Genomic DNA, 16942 nt, shown 5'->3' with positions numbered 1-16942 from the left:
CGGGCGTGTTTCGGATACATCCCGTCGCACAGTGGTCAAACTGCCAGTAAACTGCGCAGCATTTCCTGAACCACTCCGATTTCAGAGGTTTTTGCATGACACTCAGTCCTTTTGCGGGCAAACCGGCACCGGCAGAACTGTTGGTCGACATCCCGCGACTGGTTACGGCCTATTACACCGGCCAGCCTGATGCATCGATTTCTACTCAGCGAGTGGCGTTCGGCACCTCCGGCCACCGCGGCAGCTCCTTCGATTTGAGTTTCAACGAATGGCACGTTCTGGCCATCAGCCAGGCGATCTGCCTGTACCGCGAAGCCCAGGGCATCACCGGCCCGTTGTTTGTCGGCATCGACACCCATGCACTGTCGACCCCGGCCGGCGCCAGCGCATTGGAAGTGCTCGCCGCCAACGGTGTCACGGTGATGATCGCCGAAGGCGATGAGTACACGCCGACGCCGGCAATTTCCCATGCCATTCTCTGCTACAACCGTGGCCGTACCTCCGGTCTGGCTGACGGTGTCGTTATCACCCCGTCGCACAACCCGCCACAAAGCGGTGGCTACAAATACAACCCAACCAACGGTGGCCCGGCCGATACTCACATCACCAAGTGGATCGAAGCCAAGGCCAACGAACTGCTGGCGAACAAACTGGCCGGGGTCAAGCGCGTCAGCTACGAGCAAGCGCTCAAGGCCAGCACGACCCATCGCCACGATTACCTCAACACCTATGTCGCCGACCTGATCAACGTCATCGATTTCGACGCCATCCGCGACGCCAAGCTGCATCTGGGTGTCGATCCGCTGGGCGGAGCAGGGGTGCGCTACTGGTCGGCCATCGCCGAACACTACCGTCTTGACCTGGAAGTGGTGAATAAACAGGTCGACTCCACATTCCGTTTCATGACCGTCGACTGGGATGGCCAGATCCGCATGGACCCATCGTCCAGCCACGCCATGCAGGGCCTGATCGGGCTGAAGGAACGCTTCGACGTGGCGTTTGCCTGTGACCCTGATCACGACCGCCACGGCATCGTCACGCCATCCGGCGGTTTGCTCGCACCGAACAATTATCTGGCGGTGGCGATCGATTACCTGTTTCAGAACCGTCCGCAATGGCGCGCCGATGCGGCCGTGGGCAAAACCGTGGTCAGCAGTGGCCTCATCGACCGCGTGGCCAAGCGCCTGGGTCGTCGCCTGTACGAAGTGCCAGTGGGCTTCAAGTGGTTCGCCGACGGCCTGTTCGACGGTTCGTTGGGTTTCGGCGGTGAAGAGAGCGCCGGCGCCTCGTTCCTGCGTAAGGATGGCGGCGTTTGGAGCACCGACAAGGACGGTTTGATTCCTGCCTTGCTCGCCGCCGAAATGACCGCGCGCACCGGGCGCGATCCAAGCCAGGCCTACCGCGCGTTGACCGATGAGCTGGGCGAACCGTTCTCGGTGCGCGTCGACGCCAAGGCCAATCCTGAGCAGAAGGCACTGCTGAGCAAGCTGTCGCCGGAACAGGTCACGTCGACCGAGTTGGCGGGAGAGAAGATTCAGAGCATTCTCAGCCATGCGCCGGGCAACGATCAGGCCATCGGCGGCCTGAAAGTCATGACCGACAACGGCTGGTTCGCAGCACGTCCGTCCGGCACCGAAGACATCTACAAGATCTACGCCGAAAGCTTTATCGGCGACGACCACCTCAAGCAACTGGTGGCCGAAGCGCAAACCCTGGTGGATGGCGCTATTTCCAGCAAATGATGCGCATGTGAAAAAGGGCAACCGGAATGGTTGCCCTTTTTTATTGCCTGCAGATCAAGCCAGGTCGACCAGTACGATCTCGCTGTCTTCGATCGCGGTGACCGTCAGCACTTGCTCGTGAGCCACTGCCACACCGTCACGCGCCTGAGCACGCAAACCGTTGACCTCGATCACTCCGGTGGCTGGCACCAGATAGGCGCGACGTCCCTCGTCCAAACGGTATTCAGCGGTTTCACCAGCCTTGATGTTCGCTGCAACCAGACGTGCATTGGCGCGAATGCGCAGGCTCTCATCGTCACCGGCCTTACCGCTGGCCAGTGTGACAAAACCTTCGCGCTCACCTTTGGGAAACGGCTTGGCTCCCCAGGATGGCGGTGCACCGGTCTCGGTCGGCAGAATCCAGATCTGGAAGATTTTGGTTTCCTTGTCTTCCAGGTTGTATTCGCTATGGGCGATGCCGGTACCGGCGCTCATCACTTGTACGTCGCCGGCTTCGGTACGGCCCTTGTTGCCCAGGTTGTCCTGGTGAGTGATCGCGCCTTCACGTACGTAGGTGATGATTTCCATATCGCGGTGCGGATGCTGCGGGAAACCGGTGCCTGCGGCGATGATGTCATCGTTCCATACACGCAGATTGCCCCAGTTCATCCGCTGCGGGTCGTAGTATTCGGCAAAGGAAAAGTGGTGATGCGCGTCCAGCCAGCCATGATGGGCGCCGCCCAGCGAGCTGAAGGGTCTGAGTTCAAGCATGATCGTCTCCTTGATTAGGTTCGTCAGGGGGCGGGCCCCGTGGTTGATGACGACGATCATCTATCAGGCAATCATCGATAAAAAGCGCAAAAACTGCCGCATCATGATCAGGTTATTAGATGGGATTGCGCGTCGAAATCATTTCATCCAACTTTCAATTCGTCGCCTAAACCGATGACCTGTAAGCATTTCGCTAGAACTGAGCGGCAAATCCAGACACCATAGCCGCCACAGCCTCACACCCTGGAGTCCGTCAGCGTGGCGCAACACACCCCCGATCTTCCTCCTGAACTTCGACCACTGGCTGAGATGCCTTGGTTCAAGCGCCTCGCCGCGCGTTTCTTCGGTCACGGCCTGACCAAATTGCGTGCCCAGCACCGCGCCTCCTGGCTGCACGGTCAGGCTGACGGCTTTCGCAGCGGGCACACCGCTGGCGTCGAATACGGCTTCAGGGAAGGCAAGCTCGAGGGGTTGGAAGAAGGCCGCCAGGTCCTGTTGATTCGCGACAGTCGCAACACCGAGCATCGCCCGCCCAGCATCGATAACAACCTGTTTGATGACTGGCGCTTGCCGCTTACGGCTGAGCTGAAAAAACGCATCAAGACGGATGTCGCCCGTTTGCTCCCGGCGCACGCCCAGCCCAGCGCCGCGCAATGGAAGATGATCTTCAGCGATACACCGTCAACTTCGGTGGTGGCCGGTGCCGGTGCAGGCAAATCGACCACGTTGGTGCTGCGCATTCTCTTGCTCAGCCACTATTTGGGTTTCGAGCTGGACTCGATGACGGTGGTGACCTTCACCCGTGAGTCGCGCAAGGACTTCATCAACAAACTCATCGAAATCTTTACGCTGTGGGGCCAGCCGCTGAATCTCAAGCAGGCCCGCGAACTGGTGCGAACGTTCCACTCGCGCATTCTGCCGATGATCCGTAGCCTGCCGGGTTTCGAGCGTTTGCAGGCCTTCGAAAATCTCAGCGATCGCCCGCAAAGCAGCGCAGAGGAGATCGACAGCAACCCGTTTGACCTGCGCATCAATGACGCGCAGCGACAGCAACTTAATGCCTGCTATCACCGCTTGTTCAATGAAGATGAGCGTTTCCGCCAGTTGATCCAGCCGCTGTCCCGCGCCGGACTGCAATTGAAGGAGCTGGAACGCGATCATCCCGATGTGCAGAAACGCATGGCGGTCACCGAGCTTGCGGCCAAGCGCGATGAAGAACTGTGCGATGTCATTGAGGATCTGTGGTTTCGCGCGGGGGCGTGGCCCATAAAGGGGATTGAACCCAGTCGGCAAACGTTCGAGATCAACGGCTCGACGTTCCACTGTCACGGCTACATCCCGAGCCTCGATGCCTGGGTGGTGCTCGGCTTTGATTCCAGGGAAAACGCCCAGCTAAGTCGGCCAAACGCCAAACTGAGTGTCCGTGCAGAATGGGCAGTCAAGCGCACCCTGTTTCAAGCTTTCTGCCGTAAGCCATTGATATGGCTGGATAGTTACGAAGCTTCGAAGCGTGTTCTGGCGACCTTGGCTGGCGATGCCAGCGCCGGCCCTGGCTTCGACTACAAGGTTAAGGGCGAGTTGGCATCGGCGCCGCTGCTCGATTGTTTTGTCGGCGCGGCAGGTTTTATCGAAAACCTTGGCCTGGATGTACCGGACGCGGTCAGTCGCATGAGCTTTGCCAAGGACGATCCCGATCGGTTTTTCTTCGAAGCCTTGAGCCTGTTCTGGCGCGCGTTCGAAGATCACTTGCTGGACCAGAAACCGCCCGTGATGACCTACAATCGCATGTTCGCCCTGTTCAGCGAGCACTCACCGGAAAACCTCAAGTTGCTCAGCGATGAGCTGCTGCGACCGATGTCGCACTTGATGATCGACGAGTTTCAGGACGTTTCGCCGCAGATCGTTTCGTGGATTCGCGCCAGCCTCAACGAAATCCGCAGCCGTGGCCCGGCCATGCACGTCGGGCGCGGTGCGCAGCGTTCGTCGCTGTTGTGCGTCGGCGATGACTGGCAGTCCATTTACGGCTGGCGCGGCAGTTCGCCGAGCTACTTCATGGAGTTCAACAAGGAGTTTCCGTCGCCGAGCACCACGCGGGTGATGCTCAGTGACAACTACCGCAGTCATCAACACATTATCGATGCCGCCGAGCACATTGTCCGCGCAGCGCCGGCCATCCCAGGCAAGAAGGCCAGGGCCAGTGGTGAGCCCAAACCATTGCAGCCGGTCAACGTGCTCGAGCGGAATGACGAGGCGTTGGGTCAAAGATTGGCCGAACATTACCGCCGGGGCGATTCGATCTTGATGCTCTATCGAAAAAGCAGCGATAAGTTATTGATAGAGCAGCATATTCAGCCGGTAGTTAATGTAGATTCGAGCTTGCCTTACGAAGCGCGACGGCTGAAACAACTGACCTATCACAGTGCCAAGGGCTTGCAGGCTGATGCAGTGTTCCTGCTTGGCGATTGCCAGCACTTGACCAGTTCGCCCTACAAGAATCAGGTCTACCGCATGGCCGGACTGGGCAAAACCGGCGACAGCGAGCCGTACGACAGTGCGCAAAAAGATGAAATCCTGCGTCTGGCCTACGTGGGCATCACCAGGGCGGTCAGCCATTGCTACTGGTACGTCGAACCGCAAGAACCCCAAGCTGTGAACATGCCGAGAGCCTCGGACCGCGTCGCCAAGGGCAGGCCATTCTTTATCGATCATCGAAGCGAAAAGGCCAGCGCCTGATCAATAAAAAGCCCGCATCACTGCGGGCTTTTTGTTTTAAATCAGCTGGTTATGCGTAATTCTTGAGAGATTCCGGAGGAGTGAAGGCTTCCAGCTCATCCTCAATGGCTTCGATGATGCGCTCGACATCCGCCGCGTTCATCACTGTCGCACACGGAATGCCGGCGATGGCGATCATGGTTTCGCCGCTGGCGCGATCGAACAGACGGGCGATCAGGCTGCCCGGCGCATCCATCGTCGCCTCGAATCCCATGGGATGAAAATGCCAGCGCATCAGCTGGCAGGCGTTGGGAAAGGTGACTTTGCTGAATCCTTTGTTCATGGTGTTGCCCGCCTGCTTCATCGAGCGCTTCCTTTTGCTCATGTTAGGTGGGAAGAGCCGTCATTGGCTCAACCGGTGCTTGAGCTTTAAAAGTAGCATCCGTGTGTGAAAAAACTGTGAGTTTTTTCAGTCCGTTTAGCGATTGATTCGCATTTTTTGATGTAAGTCACTGGCTCGTCGATTATCGCCAAAACGCCACCATGGATTTTTCATTGAAGCGGCAGAGGAACTTGGGCAAGCTCGGTTCTTTTTCGCCGAGCCGCTTATGCACGCCGATGACGACGGCCCAGAACAGACCCAGGCCACGGCCGCCACGGTCATGCGCTATCACCTGAGCTGGAAACACCGGGATCTGGACAGCGTCATGGCGCTTTATCACGCCGATATCCAGTACAACGATTTCTTTCAGAATCGCGTGCTTGCTCTGGACGAGTTGCGCGAATACGTGCGTGTGAGCATGCCGCGAGAATCCGACGAACTGCTCGAACATTGCGACCGCATCCGGGTGGACGGCAACACCGCGTTCATTCAGTACGAGGTGACTTTGCGCGGTGGCGATGGCCTGGTGTCGTTCCGTTCCAGCGAAGCGATCACGGTCAAGGACGGTTTGATCTGGCGCGTCAACGAGTACGCCTCGCTGGTGCGTACCCAAACCGACGGCAGCTCAGCGCCGAGCCGTCCTGCGGTCAGTCGTCTCGGTCTGTCACCGCGGCAACTGAGTTTCATGGCTGAAGACTTGCAGCAGTATTTCGAAAAGCAGCAACCCTACCTGGATCCTGAGCTTGACCTGCAGCGGGTGGCGAAGGAGTGCGGGTACAGCCGCAACCAGATTTCCTATCTGCTCAACCAAGTGCTGGGGCAGAGCTTCTATCGCTACGTCAATCAGGCGCGCCTGCAACATCTGATGCGCGCACTGGACAGCGCCACGCCACCGTTGCGCGTCGACGAGCTGGCCTATGCCGCTGGCTTCAACTCGTTGTCGGCATTCTATAAATGCTTCCGCGAACACACCGGCCAGTCACCCAAGGCCTACGCCAGGCAAATTTCTCTGCGGGCACGCGCGCAAGACAGCCACTGAAGGCAACCACTAGGATCGACGCCATCGAAAGTTTTCAGTGGCGGAGTCTGGCATGTCGGCGTGGCGCACGATCAGTTTGTGGATGGACCAGCTTGAAGAGCCGCTGCTGGCGCGGCCTGCGCTGGAGCGGGATCTGGACGTCGACGTGGCAATCATCGGCGCCGGTTACACCGGACTGTGGACGGCGTACTACCTGAAGAAACACGCGCCCGGCCTGGATATCGCCATCATCGAGGCGCAAACCGCCGGATTCGGTGCGTCCGGCCGTAATGGCGGCTGGCTGATGGGCAACCTGCTCGGCGAGGATCGCTTGCTGGCAGGATTGTCGCCAGAACAACGCCGGGCTTCATACGATCTGCTGCACAGCATCCCTGATGAGGTAGAAATCGTCCTCGAACGCGAAGGCATCGACTGCGATTACCGCAAGGGCGGGGTGCTTTACTGTGCTGCGCGCTATCCAGAACAGGAGACCGTTCTGCGCGATTACCTGAGCAAGCTGCACGCTCAAGGCCTGACGGACGACGATTACCGCTGGCTCAGCCCCGAGCAACTGGCTCAGCAGATTCGTGTGGCAAAACCCTATGGCGGCATTTTCGCGCCACACGTTGCGACCATTCACCCGGCGAAACTGGTGCGAGGTCTGGCGCGGACCGTGCAGAACATGGGGGTGAAAATCTACGAAAACAGTCCGGTGACCCACTGGCAGTCCGGCAGTTTGCGCACCGCCAGGGCCAGCGTGCGCGGCCGCTGGATCGTCCCGGCCGTGGAAGGTTATTCGGTGACGTTGCCGCCGCTGGGCCGCTATCAGTTGCCGGTGCAAAGTCTGATCGTCGCCACCGAACCGCTGTCCGCTGCGACCTGGGACGAAATCGGCCTCAATCGCGGGCAGGCCTTCAGTGAATTCAGCCGGCAGGTCACTTACGGCCAGCGCAGTGCCGACAACCGCCTGATTTTCGGCGCCCGTGGCGGTTATCAATTCGCCGGTAAGCTGCGCCATGATTTCAACCTGACCCGCGACGAGGTCGAGCTGCGCCGCTACCTGCTCGGCGAACTGTTTCCGCAACTGAAAAGCGTACAGATCACCCACGCCTGGGGCGGCAACCTCGGCATGTCGCGGCACTTCAAGCCGCACATGCTCTGCGACCGTGCCAATGGCATCGCGCTGTCGGGCGGTTACGGCGGGGAGGGCGTCGGTGCCAGCAACCTCGGCGGACGTACCCTGGCCGATCTGATTCTCGAGCGCGACAGCGAACTGACCCGGCAACCGTGGGTCCTGCCCGATGGCGGCATTCATGCGCTGCGCGCCTGGGAGCCGGAGCCGTGCCGCTGGCTGGGCTACAACGCGATCATCAAAAGTTTCGTGCATGAAGACCAGACCCTGGCCAACCCGGCCACCGCACCCTGGCGACGAAAGTTGGCCAGCCGGGTCGCCGGCTTCATGGAAGGTTTCATGCACTAAACGCCGTTTCCCTCGACAAACAGGTCACGCCATGAGCATCACCCAATTCAAGAACACCGCCACGCTGGCGCTCGAAGAATCCAGCCCGGTCGCCGTGCCCCTAGGCGAGCCCGTTGCAATCGCCTCGACCACCAGTGTCGAGCGCGACGACGGCGTTGAAACCGGCGTCTGGGAATGCACCCCGGGCCGCTGGCGGCGGCAGATCACCGCGCAGGAGTTCTGCCATTTCATCTCCGGGCGTTGCACCTTCACCCCCGACGGTGGCGGCGAAACCCTGCATATACAAGGCGGCGACGCACTGATGTTGCCAGCCAACACGCTCGGGGTCTGGGATATCCAGGAAACCGTGCGCAAGAGCTACGTGCTGATTTTCTGATTGTTCGATCGTTTGATTGCCTGCCAACAAAAAAAGCCCATACAGGAATCGCCCCATGATCCAGAAAACCCTCGCATTGGCGCCGTTGCTGCTGGCCGCTTCCGTCAGCCACGCGGCCGAGACGGTCAAGGTCTACAACTGGTCCGACTACATCGCCCCGGACACGACGAAGAACTTCCAGAAAGACACGGGCATCGGCGTTACCTACGACGTCTACGACAGCAACGAAACCCTCGACGGCAAGTTGATGACCGGCAAATCCGGTTACGACGTGGTTTTTCCGTCAAACCACTTCATGGCACGGCAAATTCAGGGTGGGGCGCTGAAGAAACTCGACAAGAGTCAGTTGCCGAACTGGAAGAACCTCAATCCAGCGCTGCTCAAGGCCCTGCAGACCAACGACCCGAATAACGAGCACGGCTTTCCATACCTGTGGGGCAGCACCGGCATCGGCTACAACATCGCCAAGATCAAAGCGGTGCTCGGCGACAACGCGCCGGTGGATTCCTGGGACCTGATTTTCAAGCCCGAGTACATGGAAAAACTGCAGAAGTGCGGCGTGGCGATCCTCGACAACGGCCCGGAATTGCTCCCGGCGGCGCTCAACTACCTCGGGCTGCCGCACCACAGCAAGAACCCCGAGGACTACAAGAAAGCCGAAGCGCTGCTGATGAAAGTCCGGCCCTACGTCAGCTACTTCCATTCCTCGAAATACACCAGCGACCTGGCCAACGGTGATATCTGCGTAGCGGTCGGGTTCTCCGGCGACATCCTCCAGGCCGAAAACCGCGCCAAGGAAGCGAAAAATGGCGTGGAAATCGGTTATGCGATTCCCAAGGAAGGCGCGGCGATCTGGTTCGACATGGTCGCCATGCCCGCCGACGCACCGGACGAGAAGGCCGGCTACGCCTTCATGAACTATCTGCTGCGCCCGGACGTGATGGCCGGCATCAGCAACTACGTGCACTACGCCAATGGCAATGAACAGGCGGACAGCCTGATCGACCCGGTCATCAAGAACGACACCAAGGTTTATCCGAGCCCGGAGATGATGGGCAAGCTGTTTGCGCTGGAGGCGATGCCGCTGAATATCGACCGAATTCGCACGCGGGTATGGAACAAAATCCGCACTGGTAGCTGAACCGCCGTCCCCTGTAGGAGCTGACGAGTGCAACGAGGCTGCGATCTCTTGATCTTGATCTTCAAAAGGTCAAAGTCAAAAGATCGCAGCCTCGTTGCACTCGTCAGCTCCTACAGTCCGAATAACGTCGTAGAGTTGATATCAAAGCACTGGCACCGCTGTCTGAAAGTGTGACTTGCCCAACAAATCCAAACTTACCGATATTTAATATTTAAATAGAAAATCGTCAGACAATTTCCGCCCTCGCGGCAACTAAAAACAATCTTTCTTCCCCGCACGCTTTGTTTACGGCAGTTTCCTGTTATCGAGAAATTGGATCGCAAAAAAACTCTTTACGACAGATTTCAAATTGTGTCAGGTTCGTTACGCCTTCATTGGGCGAGTGATAGGACGATCTCGCCAAAGATCGTCCTGTCGGACAAAAACTGTTCCATTGCTAAACAAGGAAGTGTGTTTATGTCGAAAGTTAAAACCAATGCTGTTGATTCCGCCGAACAGGCTTTCCAACTGGCTGCCTTCAGCTCGGCGTATAACCAGATCAATAGCTTCAGCCATCAGTACGATCGTGGCGGCAACCTCACGGTCAATGGCAAACCCTCGTACACCGTCGATCAGGCGGCTACACAATTGCTGCGTGATGGCGCTGCCTACCAGGACAAGGACGGCAGCGGCAAGATCGAACTCACCTATACGTTCCTGACATCGGTATCGAACAGCACGATGAACAAGCACGGGATCAGCGGGTTCAGTCAGTTCAGCGCGCAACAGCAGGCTCAGGCCAAGCTCGCCATGCAGTCCTGGGCCGATGTGGCCAATGTCACCTTCACCGAGAGAGCCTCGGGCGGCGACGGCCACATGACCTTCGGTAACTACAGCGGTGGCCAGGACGGCGCGGCGGCGTTCGCCTACCTGCCGGGGACCGGCACCGGTTATGACGGTACGTCCTGGTACTTGATCAACAGCGGTTACACGCAGAACAAGAACCCGGACCTGAACAACTACGGTCGTCAGACCCTGACCCACGAAATCGGCCACACTCTGGGCCTTGCGCATCCGGGCGACTACAACGCCGGCAATGGCAACCCGACCTACAACGACGCGACCTACGGCCAGGACACCCGTGGCTACAGCGTCATGAGTTACTGGAGCGAGAGCAACACCAACCAGAACTTCAGCAAGGGCGGCGTCGAAGCCTATTCGTCCGGCCCGCTGATGGATGACATCGCTGCGATCCAGAAGCTCTACGGCGCCAATACCAGCACCCGCACCGGTGACACCACCTACGGCTTCAATTCCAACGCCGGCCGCGATTTCCTCAGCGCTTCGTCGTCGAGTGACAAAGTGGTGTTCTCGGTTTGGGACGCCGGCGGCAAGGACACCCTGGATTTCTCTGGCTTCACTCAGAACCAGAAGATCAACCTCAATGACGCTTCGTTCTCCGACGTGGGCGGCCTGGTCGGCAACGTGTCGATTGCCAAGGGCGCGATCATCGAGAACGCCATCGGCGGTTCGGGCAGTGATCTGCTGATCGGTAACGGCGTGGCCAACGAGCTGAAGGGCGGTGCCGGTAACGACCTCCTCTACGGCGCTGGCGGTGCCGACAAGCTGTGGGGCGGTTCTGGTTCGGACACTTTCGTGTTCGCTGCCAGTTCGGATTCCAAGCCGGGTGCGATCGATCAGATTCTCGATTTTGTCAGCGGTCTGGACAAAATCGACCTGACCGGCATCACCAACGGCGCGGGCCTGCACTTCGTCAACAGCTTCACCGGCTCCGCTGGCGATGCGGTGTTGACCTCGTCGGGCGGTAACAGTCTGTTGTCGGTGGATTTCTCCGGGCATGGCGTGGCGGACTTCATCGTCAGCACCGTTGGCCAGGCAGCGACCAGCGACATCGTGGCGTGATGTGAAGGGAAAGCGGCGCCCCAAGCGTCGCTTTCTTTACTTGCATCGGTAGGCGCTGTAGGCAACGCTAAGGGCTGGAGCGAATTTTCCCATGATCAACAGAGCTTTTACCTACAAGGCATCGGCGTGGCTTTCAGTGGCGCTCGTTACGATTTCAGGAGCAACAGCGATGGCAAGCAGCCTCAGACTCGAAGAACCCTCCGTGTTTGCCGGACAGTGGCAGGCAACACTGTCGGCAGCGGGCGATGAACGACAAGCGCAAAAGCTGCAGGACAAGCCTTCGAATACTTGTAGCGTCGAACTGCTCGCCAACAAGATCGTTGGCCAGGGAGCAGACTGTCTGGGTGCGTGGCTCGAGCAGGCTCCGATCGGCTGGTTTCCCGATCCTGATGGGTTGTCGATCACCGGCAAGGAAGGCTCAAGAATCCAGTTTTTCAGCCGACAACGTGATGGGCTGTATCTGGCAACTTTGAAGTCCGGGCTGATTGTCACGCTGGAACGTACGGCGCCCGATAACTGATCGGCCTTTTACAAACCCATTTGGGTATAGCGATTCGTCGCACGGTTATAAGCAAGGTCAATAAAAGCAACTGCACCGCATTAATCGGCGTTAGTTGTTATGAAAGTGTAAGTGGTCGCCACTCAAGTGTATTAGTGGGTGGCTCGCTTAATTAATTGAAGTGTCGCCTCGCAGGGGCGATGAATACTGTTCAGGAAGAATCAATGAAGATGGCGAAGGCCCCAGCCACCGCTCCGTTAATCAAGGCACTGGGTGACTACAAGAGCATCTTGATCAGCGTCGGTTGTTTCACCGCGCTGATCAACGTGCTGATGCTGGTGCCGTCCATCTATATGCTGCAAGTCTATGACCGAGTGTTGTCATCGCAGAACGAGACCACGCTGGCGATGCTGTCGCTGATGGTCGTCGGTTTCTTCGTCTTTATCGGCCTGCTGGAAGTGATCCGCAGCTTTATTGTGATCCGCATCGGCAGCCAGTTGGAGCGCCGCTTCAACCTGCGCGTCTATCAAGCAGCGTTCGAGCGCAACCTGTTCAAGGGCGAAGGCAATGCCGGGCAGTCCCTGGGCGACCTGACCCACATACGCCAATTTGTCACCGGCCCGGCGCTGTTCGCCTTCTTCGATGCGCCGTGGTTCCCGGTCTATCTGTTTGTCATCTACCTGTTCAACGTCTGGCTTGGTGTATTGGCCACGGCGGGCGCGTTGCTGTTGATCGCACTGGCCTGCCTCAACGAATACATGACCAAGAAGCCGCTGGGCGAGGCCGCTGGTTTCTCCCAGCAGTCCAGCCAGTTGGCCACCAGCCACTTGCATAACGCCGAAACCATTCAGGCCATGGGCATGCTCGGTTCGCTGCGCAAACGCTGGTTTGGCGTGCACTCGCGGTTTCTCGGCTTGCAGAATCAGGCCAGCGACACCGGCGCTGTGATCAGTTCGTTGAGCAAGACTCTGCGTCTATGCCTGCAATCCTTGGTGCTCGGCCTGGGCGCGTTGCTGGTGATCAAAGGCGACATGACTGCCGGCATGATGATCGCCGGTTCGATCCTGATGGGCCGGGTATTGAGCCCGATCGATCAGTTGATCGCCGTATGGAAGCAGTGGAGCGGGGCGAAGCTGGCTTACCGGCGTCTGGATGCGCTGTTGCAGGCCTTTCCGCCAAGCGACGAGTCCATGGCACTCCCAGCGCCGAAAGGCCAGATCTCCTTCGAGCAAGTCAGCGCCGGCCCACCCGGGCAGCGCACCGCGACATTGCACATGGTCAATTTCAACCTTGGTGCCGGGGAAGTACTCGGGGTGCTCGGCGCGTCCGGCTCCGGCAAATCGACGCTGGCCCGGGTGCTGGTCGGCGTGTGGCCGGTGCTGGGCGGTACGGTGCGTCTGGATGGTGCGGATATTCATCGTTGGAACCGCGATCAGCTCGGCCCTTACATCGGTTATCTGCCACAAGACATCGAGCTGTTCAGCGGCTCCATCGCCGAAAACATTGCGCGATTCAGCGAAGCCGATCCGCAAAAAGTCGTCACCGCTGCGCAACAAGCCGGCGTGCACGAGATGATCCTGCGCCTGCCGCAGGGCTACGACACGCAACTGGGCGAGGACGGCAGCGGCTTGTCCGGTGGCCAGAAGCAACGCGTGGCACTGGCCCGTGCGCTGTACGGCACGCCAAGTCTGGTGGTGCTCGACGAGCCCAATTCCAACCTCGACACCGTTGGCGAAGCCGCACTGGCCAGCGCTATCGCGCAACTCAAGGCCCAGGGCACCACTGTGATTCTGGTTACGCACCGCTCCTCGGTACTGGCTCAGGCTGACAAGCTGTTAGTGCTCAACGACGGTCGTTTGCAGGCGTTCGGCCCGAGTCAGGATGTGCTCAAGGCACTGTCCGGCCAGCAGGAACAGCAACGAGAAAAAGCTGCACAAGCACCGGGCGGGCTCAGCATGAGCCGGCAGTATCAGCCCACGACAAGGAATTCGGGTGTATGAGCAGCGCCAGCATGAACACTGAAAACGAAGCGAACATGGAACACGCCTACATCACCGAGCGCCCGGAACGCGATGCGAAATTCTTCGCGCGCATGGGCTGGATTCTGGCCATCGTCGGCGCTGGCAGTTTCTTTACCTGGGCGGCACTGGCGCCGCTGGATCAGGGCATTCCGGTGCAGGGCACGGTGGTGGTCTCGGGCAAACGCAAGGCTGTGCAGTCGATGAGCAGCGGCGTGGTCAGCCGGATTCTGGTGCGCGAAGGCGAGATCGTTAAGCAGGGCCAGCCGCTGTTCCGCCTCGATCAAACGCAAGTGGCGGCCGACGTGCAATCGCTGCAGGCGCAATACCGCATGGCCTGGGCCAGCCTTGCGCGCTGGCAGGCCGAGCGCGACAACCTCAAGCAAGTGACCTTTCCGCCTGAATTGAGCAACGACCCGGATCCGCGCCTGGCGCTGGTGCTGGAAGGCCAGCGGCAACTGTTCAGCAGCCGCCGCGAAGCGTTCTCCCGGGAGCAAGCGGCATTGCGCGCCAATATCGAAGGCGCCACTGCGCAACTGGCCGGGATGCGCCGCGCGCGCAGCGACCTCAATGCCCAGGCCAGCTCCTTGCAGCAACAGTTGAGCAACCTGCAACCGCTGGCCGACAACGGCTACATTCCGCGCAACCGCTTGATGGACTACCAGCGGCAACTGTCGCAAGTGCAGCAACAGCTGGCGGAAAACACCGGCGAAAGCGGTCGCGTCGAGCAGGGCATTCTTGAGTCGCGCCTGAAATTGCAACAGCACGGTGAGGAATACCAGAAGGAAGTGCGCACGCAACTGGCCGACGCGCAGCTGAAAAGCGTGACCCTGTCCGAGCAATTGACCTCCGCCGGTTTCGATTTGCAGCACAGCGAGATCCTGGCGACTGCCGATGGCGTAGCGGTCAATCTCGGCGTGCACACCGAAGGCGCCGTGGTGCGTCAGGGCGAAACCCTGCTGGAGATCGTTCCGCAAGGCACCACACTGGAAGTGGAAGGGCATTTGCCAATCAACCTGATCGACAAGGTCGGCACGCATCTGCCGGTGGACATTCTGTTTACCGCCTTCAACCAGAGCAAAACTCCGCGCGTGCCCGGCGAGGTCAGCCTGATCTCCGCCGACCAGATGGTCGATGATAAAACCGGCGTGCCGTACTACGTGTTGCGCAGCAGCGTCAGCGATCAGGCGATGGAAAAACTCAACGGCCTGGTGATCAAACCCGGCATGCCGGCAGAAATGTTCGTGCGTACCGGTGAGCGTTCACTCCTCAACTACCTGTTCAAACCGCTGCTCGATCGCGCCGGTTCCGCGTTGACCGAGGAATAAGGATGTTCGGCTGTATGAATAAGCTTTCCATGCTGGGCGCCGCAATGATGCTGCTGGCCAGTCACTCGGCAGTTGCGGCCATGGGGCCGTTCGAGATTTACGAACAGGCGTTGCGCAATGATCCGGTATTCCTCGGTGCGATCAAGGAGCGCGATGCGGGCCTGGAAAACCGTGCCATCGGTCGCGCCGGGCTGCTGCCGCGGATCGGCTACACCTATAACAAGGGGCGCAACTCTTCCAAGGCTACGTCCCTTGATGATCGTGCGCGCAACCGCACCGACGAGCGTAATTACAGCAGTTACGGTTCGGCACTGACAGTGCAGCAACCGCTGCTTGATTACGAGGCTTACGCGGCATATCGCAAGGGTGTTGCACAGTCGCTGTTCGCCGACGAAGCCTTTCGCGGCAAGAGTCAGGAGCTGTTGGTCCGGGTGCTGGACAACTACACCAAAGCCTTGTTTGCCCAGGATCAGATCGACATCGCCCAGGCGAAGAAGAAGGCCTACGAGCAACAGTTCCAGCAGAACGAGCACATGTTCAAGCAGGGTGAGGGCACGCGCACCGATATTCTCGAAGCCGAGTCGCGTTATGAATTGGCGACTGCCGAGGAGATCGAAGCGCGCAACGAGCAGGATGCTGCCTTGCGCGAACTGGGGGCGCTGGTTGGCGTGCCAGCGGTGGACATCGCCGACCTGGCTCCGCTCGGTCAGCAGTTTCAGACCTTCACTCTGCAGCCGGCCAACTTCGACACCTGGCATGAACTGGCGATCAGCAACAACCCGAATCTGGCTTCGCAGCGTCAGGCCGTGGAAGTGGCGCGCTATGAAGTCGAGCGCAATCGCGCCGGGCATCTGCCGAAAGTCAGCGCATACGCTTCGATGCGCGACAACGAATCGGAGAGCGGCAATACCTATAACCAGCGCTATGAAACCAACACGATCGGCCTGGAAGTCAGCGTGCCGCTGTACGCTGGTGGCGGGGTATCGGCTTCAACCCGTCAAGCCAGCCGCACCATGGAACAGGCCGAATACGAACTGGATGGCAAGACCCGCGAGACCTTGATCGAACTGCGTCGACAGTTCAGCGCCTGCCTCTCGGGCGTGAACAAATTGCGTGCGTATCAGAAGGCCTTGAAGTCGGCGGAAGCGCTGGTGGTGTCGACCAGACAAAGCATTCTGGGTGGCGAACGGACCAATCTCGACGCGTTGAACGCCGAGCAGCAACTGTTCACCACCCGCCGGGATCTGGCCCAGGCGCGTTATGACTACCTGATGGCCTGGACCAAATTGCATTACTACGCCGGGACTTTGAACGAGCAGGATCTGGCGCGGGTGGACGAGGCTTTTGTGGTTGCGCAACAGCCCTCACCCTAACCCTCTCCCAGAGGGAGAGGGGACCGATCCGGGGAAACTGGCGGGATTCACCGACTTGAACGAGCGCTGCTGAATCCGTAATCGACTGGTTTTTCCAGGTCGATGATGACTGAAGACAACACAAATCGGCTCCCTCTCCCTGGGGAGAGGGCTGGGGTGAGGGGAAACAGGCGACACCGCAGTCAGCCTTGTACAAAACAACAAAAAACGAGAGTGATGAA

At 59.1% G+C, this 16942-nt stretch carries 13 protein-coding genes; 11 read left to right on the top strand and 2 right to left on the bottom strand.

Annotated features, from left to right (window positions below):
• The first annotated feature begins 95 nt into the window (after positions 1–95).
• Entirely contained in the window at positions 96–1742 is a 1647-nt protein-coding gene (gene pgm / locus AC0Z4S_RS16710) for a phosphoglucomutase (alpha-D-glucose-1,6-bisphosphate-dependent) (RefSeq protein ID WP_485623803.1), read from the top strand.
• A 54-nt stretch (positions 1743–1796) separates the two neighbouring features.
• Here the strand turns inward: pgm and AC0Z4S_RS16705 are convergent, their stop codons facing one another.
• Positions 1797–2492, bottom strand: a complete 696-nt coding sequence (locus tag AC0Z4S_RS16705) for a pirin family protein (protein WP_485623802.1) — start codon at positions 2490–2492, stop codon at positions 1797–1799.
• Positions 2493–2750: 258 nt separating this feature from the next.
• Between AC0Z4S_RS16705 and AC0Z4S_RS16700 the strand changes: the two genes are divergently transcribed.
• Positions 2751–5225: a UvrD-helicase domain-containing protein gene (locus AC0Z4S_RS16700; protein WP_485623801.1), complete on the top strand. Its 2475-nt coding sequence runs from the start codon at positions 2751–2753 to the stop codon at positions 5223–5225.
• Between the two features lie 49 nt (positions 5226–5274).
• Here the strand turns inward: AC0Z4S_RS16700 and AC0Z4S_RS16695 are convergent, their stop codons facing one another.
• Complete coding sequence (locus AC0Z4S_RS16695) at positions 5275–5547, bottom strand: DUF1652 domain-containing protein (protein WP_041480416.1); 273 nt, start codon at positions 5545–5547, stop codon at positions 5275–5277.
• Positions 5548–5812: 265 nt separating this feature from the next.
• On the opposite strand from AC0Z4S_RS16695, the gene AC0Z4S_RS16690 reads away from it, so the two are divergent.
• From AC0Z4S_RS16690 to AC0Z4S_RS16650, 9 genes are all read left to right on the top strand, one after another.
• Positions 5813–6625, top strand: coding sequence for a helix-turn-helix domain-containing protein (locus tag AC0Z4S_RS16690; RefSeq protein WP_485623800.1), 813 nt, complete (start codon positions 5813–5815; stop codon positions 6623–6625).
• Positions 6626–6677: 52 nt separating this feature from the next.
• Positions 6678–8084 (top strand): NAD(P)/FAD-dependent oxidoreductase, encoded by a 1407-nt coding sequence (locus AC0Z4S_RS16685; RefSeq protein WP_485623799.1) that lies wholly within the window; start codon positions 6678–6680, stop codon positions 8082–8084.
• Positions 8085–8115: 31 nt separating this feature from the next.
• Complete coding sequence (locus AC0Z4S_RS16680) at positions 8116–8460, top strand: cupin domain-containing protein (RefSeq protein ID WP_485623798.1); 345 nt, start codon at positions 8116–8118, stop codon at positions 8458–8460.
• Between the two features lie 55 nt (positions 8461–8515).
• Complete coding sequence (locus AC0Z4S_RS16675; RefSeq protein ID WP_485623797.1) at positions 8516–9601, top strand: polyamine ABC transporter substrate-binding protein; 1086 nt, start codon at positions 8516–8518, stop codon at positions 9599–9601.
• A gap of 456 nt (positions 9602–10057) precedes the next feature.
• On the top strand, positions 10058–11503 hold the full coding sequence (locus AC0Z4S_RS16670; RefSeq protein WP_485623796.1) for a serralysin family metalloprotease: 1446 nt from the start codon (positions 10058–10060) through the stop codon (positions 11501–11503).
• Positions 11504–11594: 91 nt separating this feature from the next.
• Complete coding sequence (locus tag AC0Z4S_RS16665; protein WP_485623795.1) at positions 11595–12023, top strand: AprI/Inh family metalloprotease inhibitor; 429 nt, start codon at positions 11595–11597, stop codon at positions 12021–12023.
• Positions 12024–12226: 203 nt separating this feature from the next.
• Positions 12227–14002 (top strand): type I secretion system permease/ATPase, encoded by a 1776-nt coding sequence (locus AC0Z4S_RS16660; RefSeq protein WP_485623794.1) that lies wholly within the window; start codon positions 12227–12229, stop codon positions 14000–14002.
• Positions 13999–15348, top strand: coding sequence for an HlyD family type I secretion periplasmic adaptor subunit (locus tag AC0Z4S_RS16655; RefSeq protein WP_485623793.1), 1350 nt, complete (start codon positions 13999–14001; stop codon positions 15346–15348). The genes AC0Z4S_RS16660 and AC0Z4S_RS16655 overlap by 4 nt, the downstream gene beginning before the upstream one ends.
• Positions 15349–15350: 2 nt before the next feature.
• Positions 15351–16721, top strand: coding sequence for a TolC family outer membrane protein (locus AC0Z4S_RS16650; RefSeq protein ID WP_485623792.1), 1371 nt, complete (start codon positions 15351–15353; stop codon positions 16719–16721).
• Positions 16722–16942: the final 221 nt, after the last annotated feature.

It is taken from the genome of Pseudomonas sp. 1L-B-1-E-C1 (assembly GCF_057291835.1).
This window is presented reverse-complemented; position numbering and strand designations above follow the sequence as displayed.

Bases quoted from the DNA above. Each gene is read 5' to 3' on its own strand.
- AC0Z4S_RS16685 (WP_485623799.1), top strand. From the start codon at position 6,678: ATGTCGGCGTGGCGCACGATCAGTTTGTGGATGGACCAGCTTGAAGAG.
- AC0Z4S_RS16690 (WP_485623800.1), top strand. From the start codon at position 5,813: ATGCACGCCGATGACGACGGCCCAGAACAGACCCAGGCCACGGCCGCC.
- AC0Z4S_RS16665 (WP_485623795.1), top strand. From the start codon at position 11,595: ATGATCAACAGAGCTTTTACCTACAAGGCATCGGCGTGGCTTTCAGTG.
- AC0Z4S_RS16705 (WP_485623802.1), bottom strand. From the start codon at position 2,492: ATGCTTGAACTCAGACCCTTCAGCTCGCTGGGCGGCGCCCATCATGGC.
- AC0Z4S_RS16695 (WP_041480416.1), bottom strand. From the start codon at position 5,547: ATGAACAAAGGATTCAGCAAAGTCACCTTTCCCAACGCCTGCCAGCTG.
- AC0Z4S_RS16670 (WP_485623796.1), top strand. From the start codon at position 10,058: ATGTCGAAAGTTAAAACCAATGCTGTTGATTCCGCCGAACAGGCTTTC.
- pgm (WP_485623803.1), top strand. From the start codon at position 96: ATGACACTCAGTCCTTTTGCGGGCAAACCGGCACCGGCAGAACTGTTG.
- AC0Z4S_RS16680 (WP_485623798.1), top strand. From the start codon at position 8,116: ATGAGCATCACCCAATTCAAGAACACCGCCACGCTGGCGCTCGAAGAA.
- AC0Z4S_RS16655 (WP_485623793.1), top strand. From the start codon at position 13,999: ATGAGCAGCGCCAGCATGAACACTGAAAACGAAGCGAACATGGAACAC.
- AC0Z4S_RS16660 (WP_485623794.1), top strand. From the start codon at position 12,227: ATGAAGATGGCGAAGGCCCCAGCCACCGCTCCGTTAATCAAGGCACTG.
- AC0Z4S_RS16675 (WP_485623797.1), top strand. From the start codon at position 8,516: ATGATCCAGAAAACCCTCGCATTGGCGCCGTTGCTGCTGGCCGCTTCC.
- AC0Z4S_RS16650 (WP_485623792.1), top strand. From the start codon at position 15,351: ATGTTCGGCTGTATGAATAAGCTTTCCATGCTGGGCGCCGCAATGATG.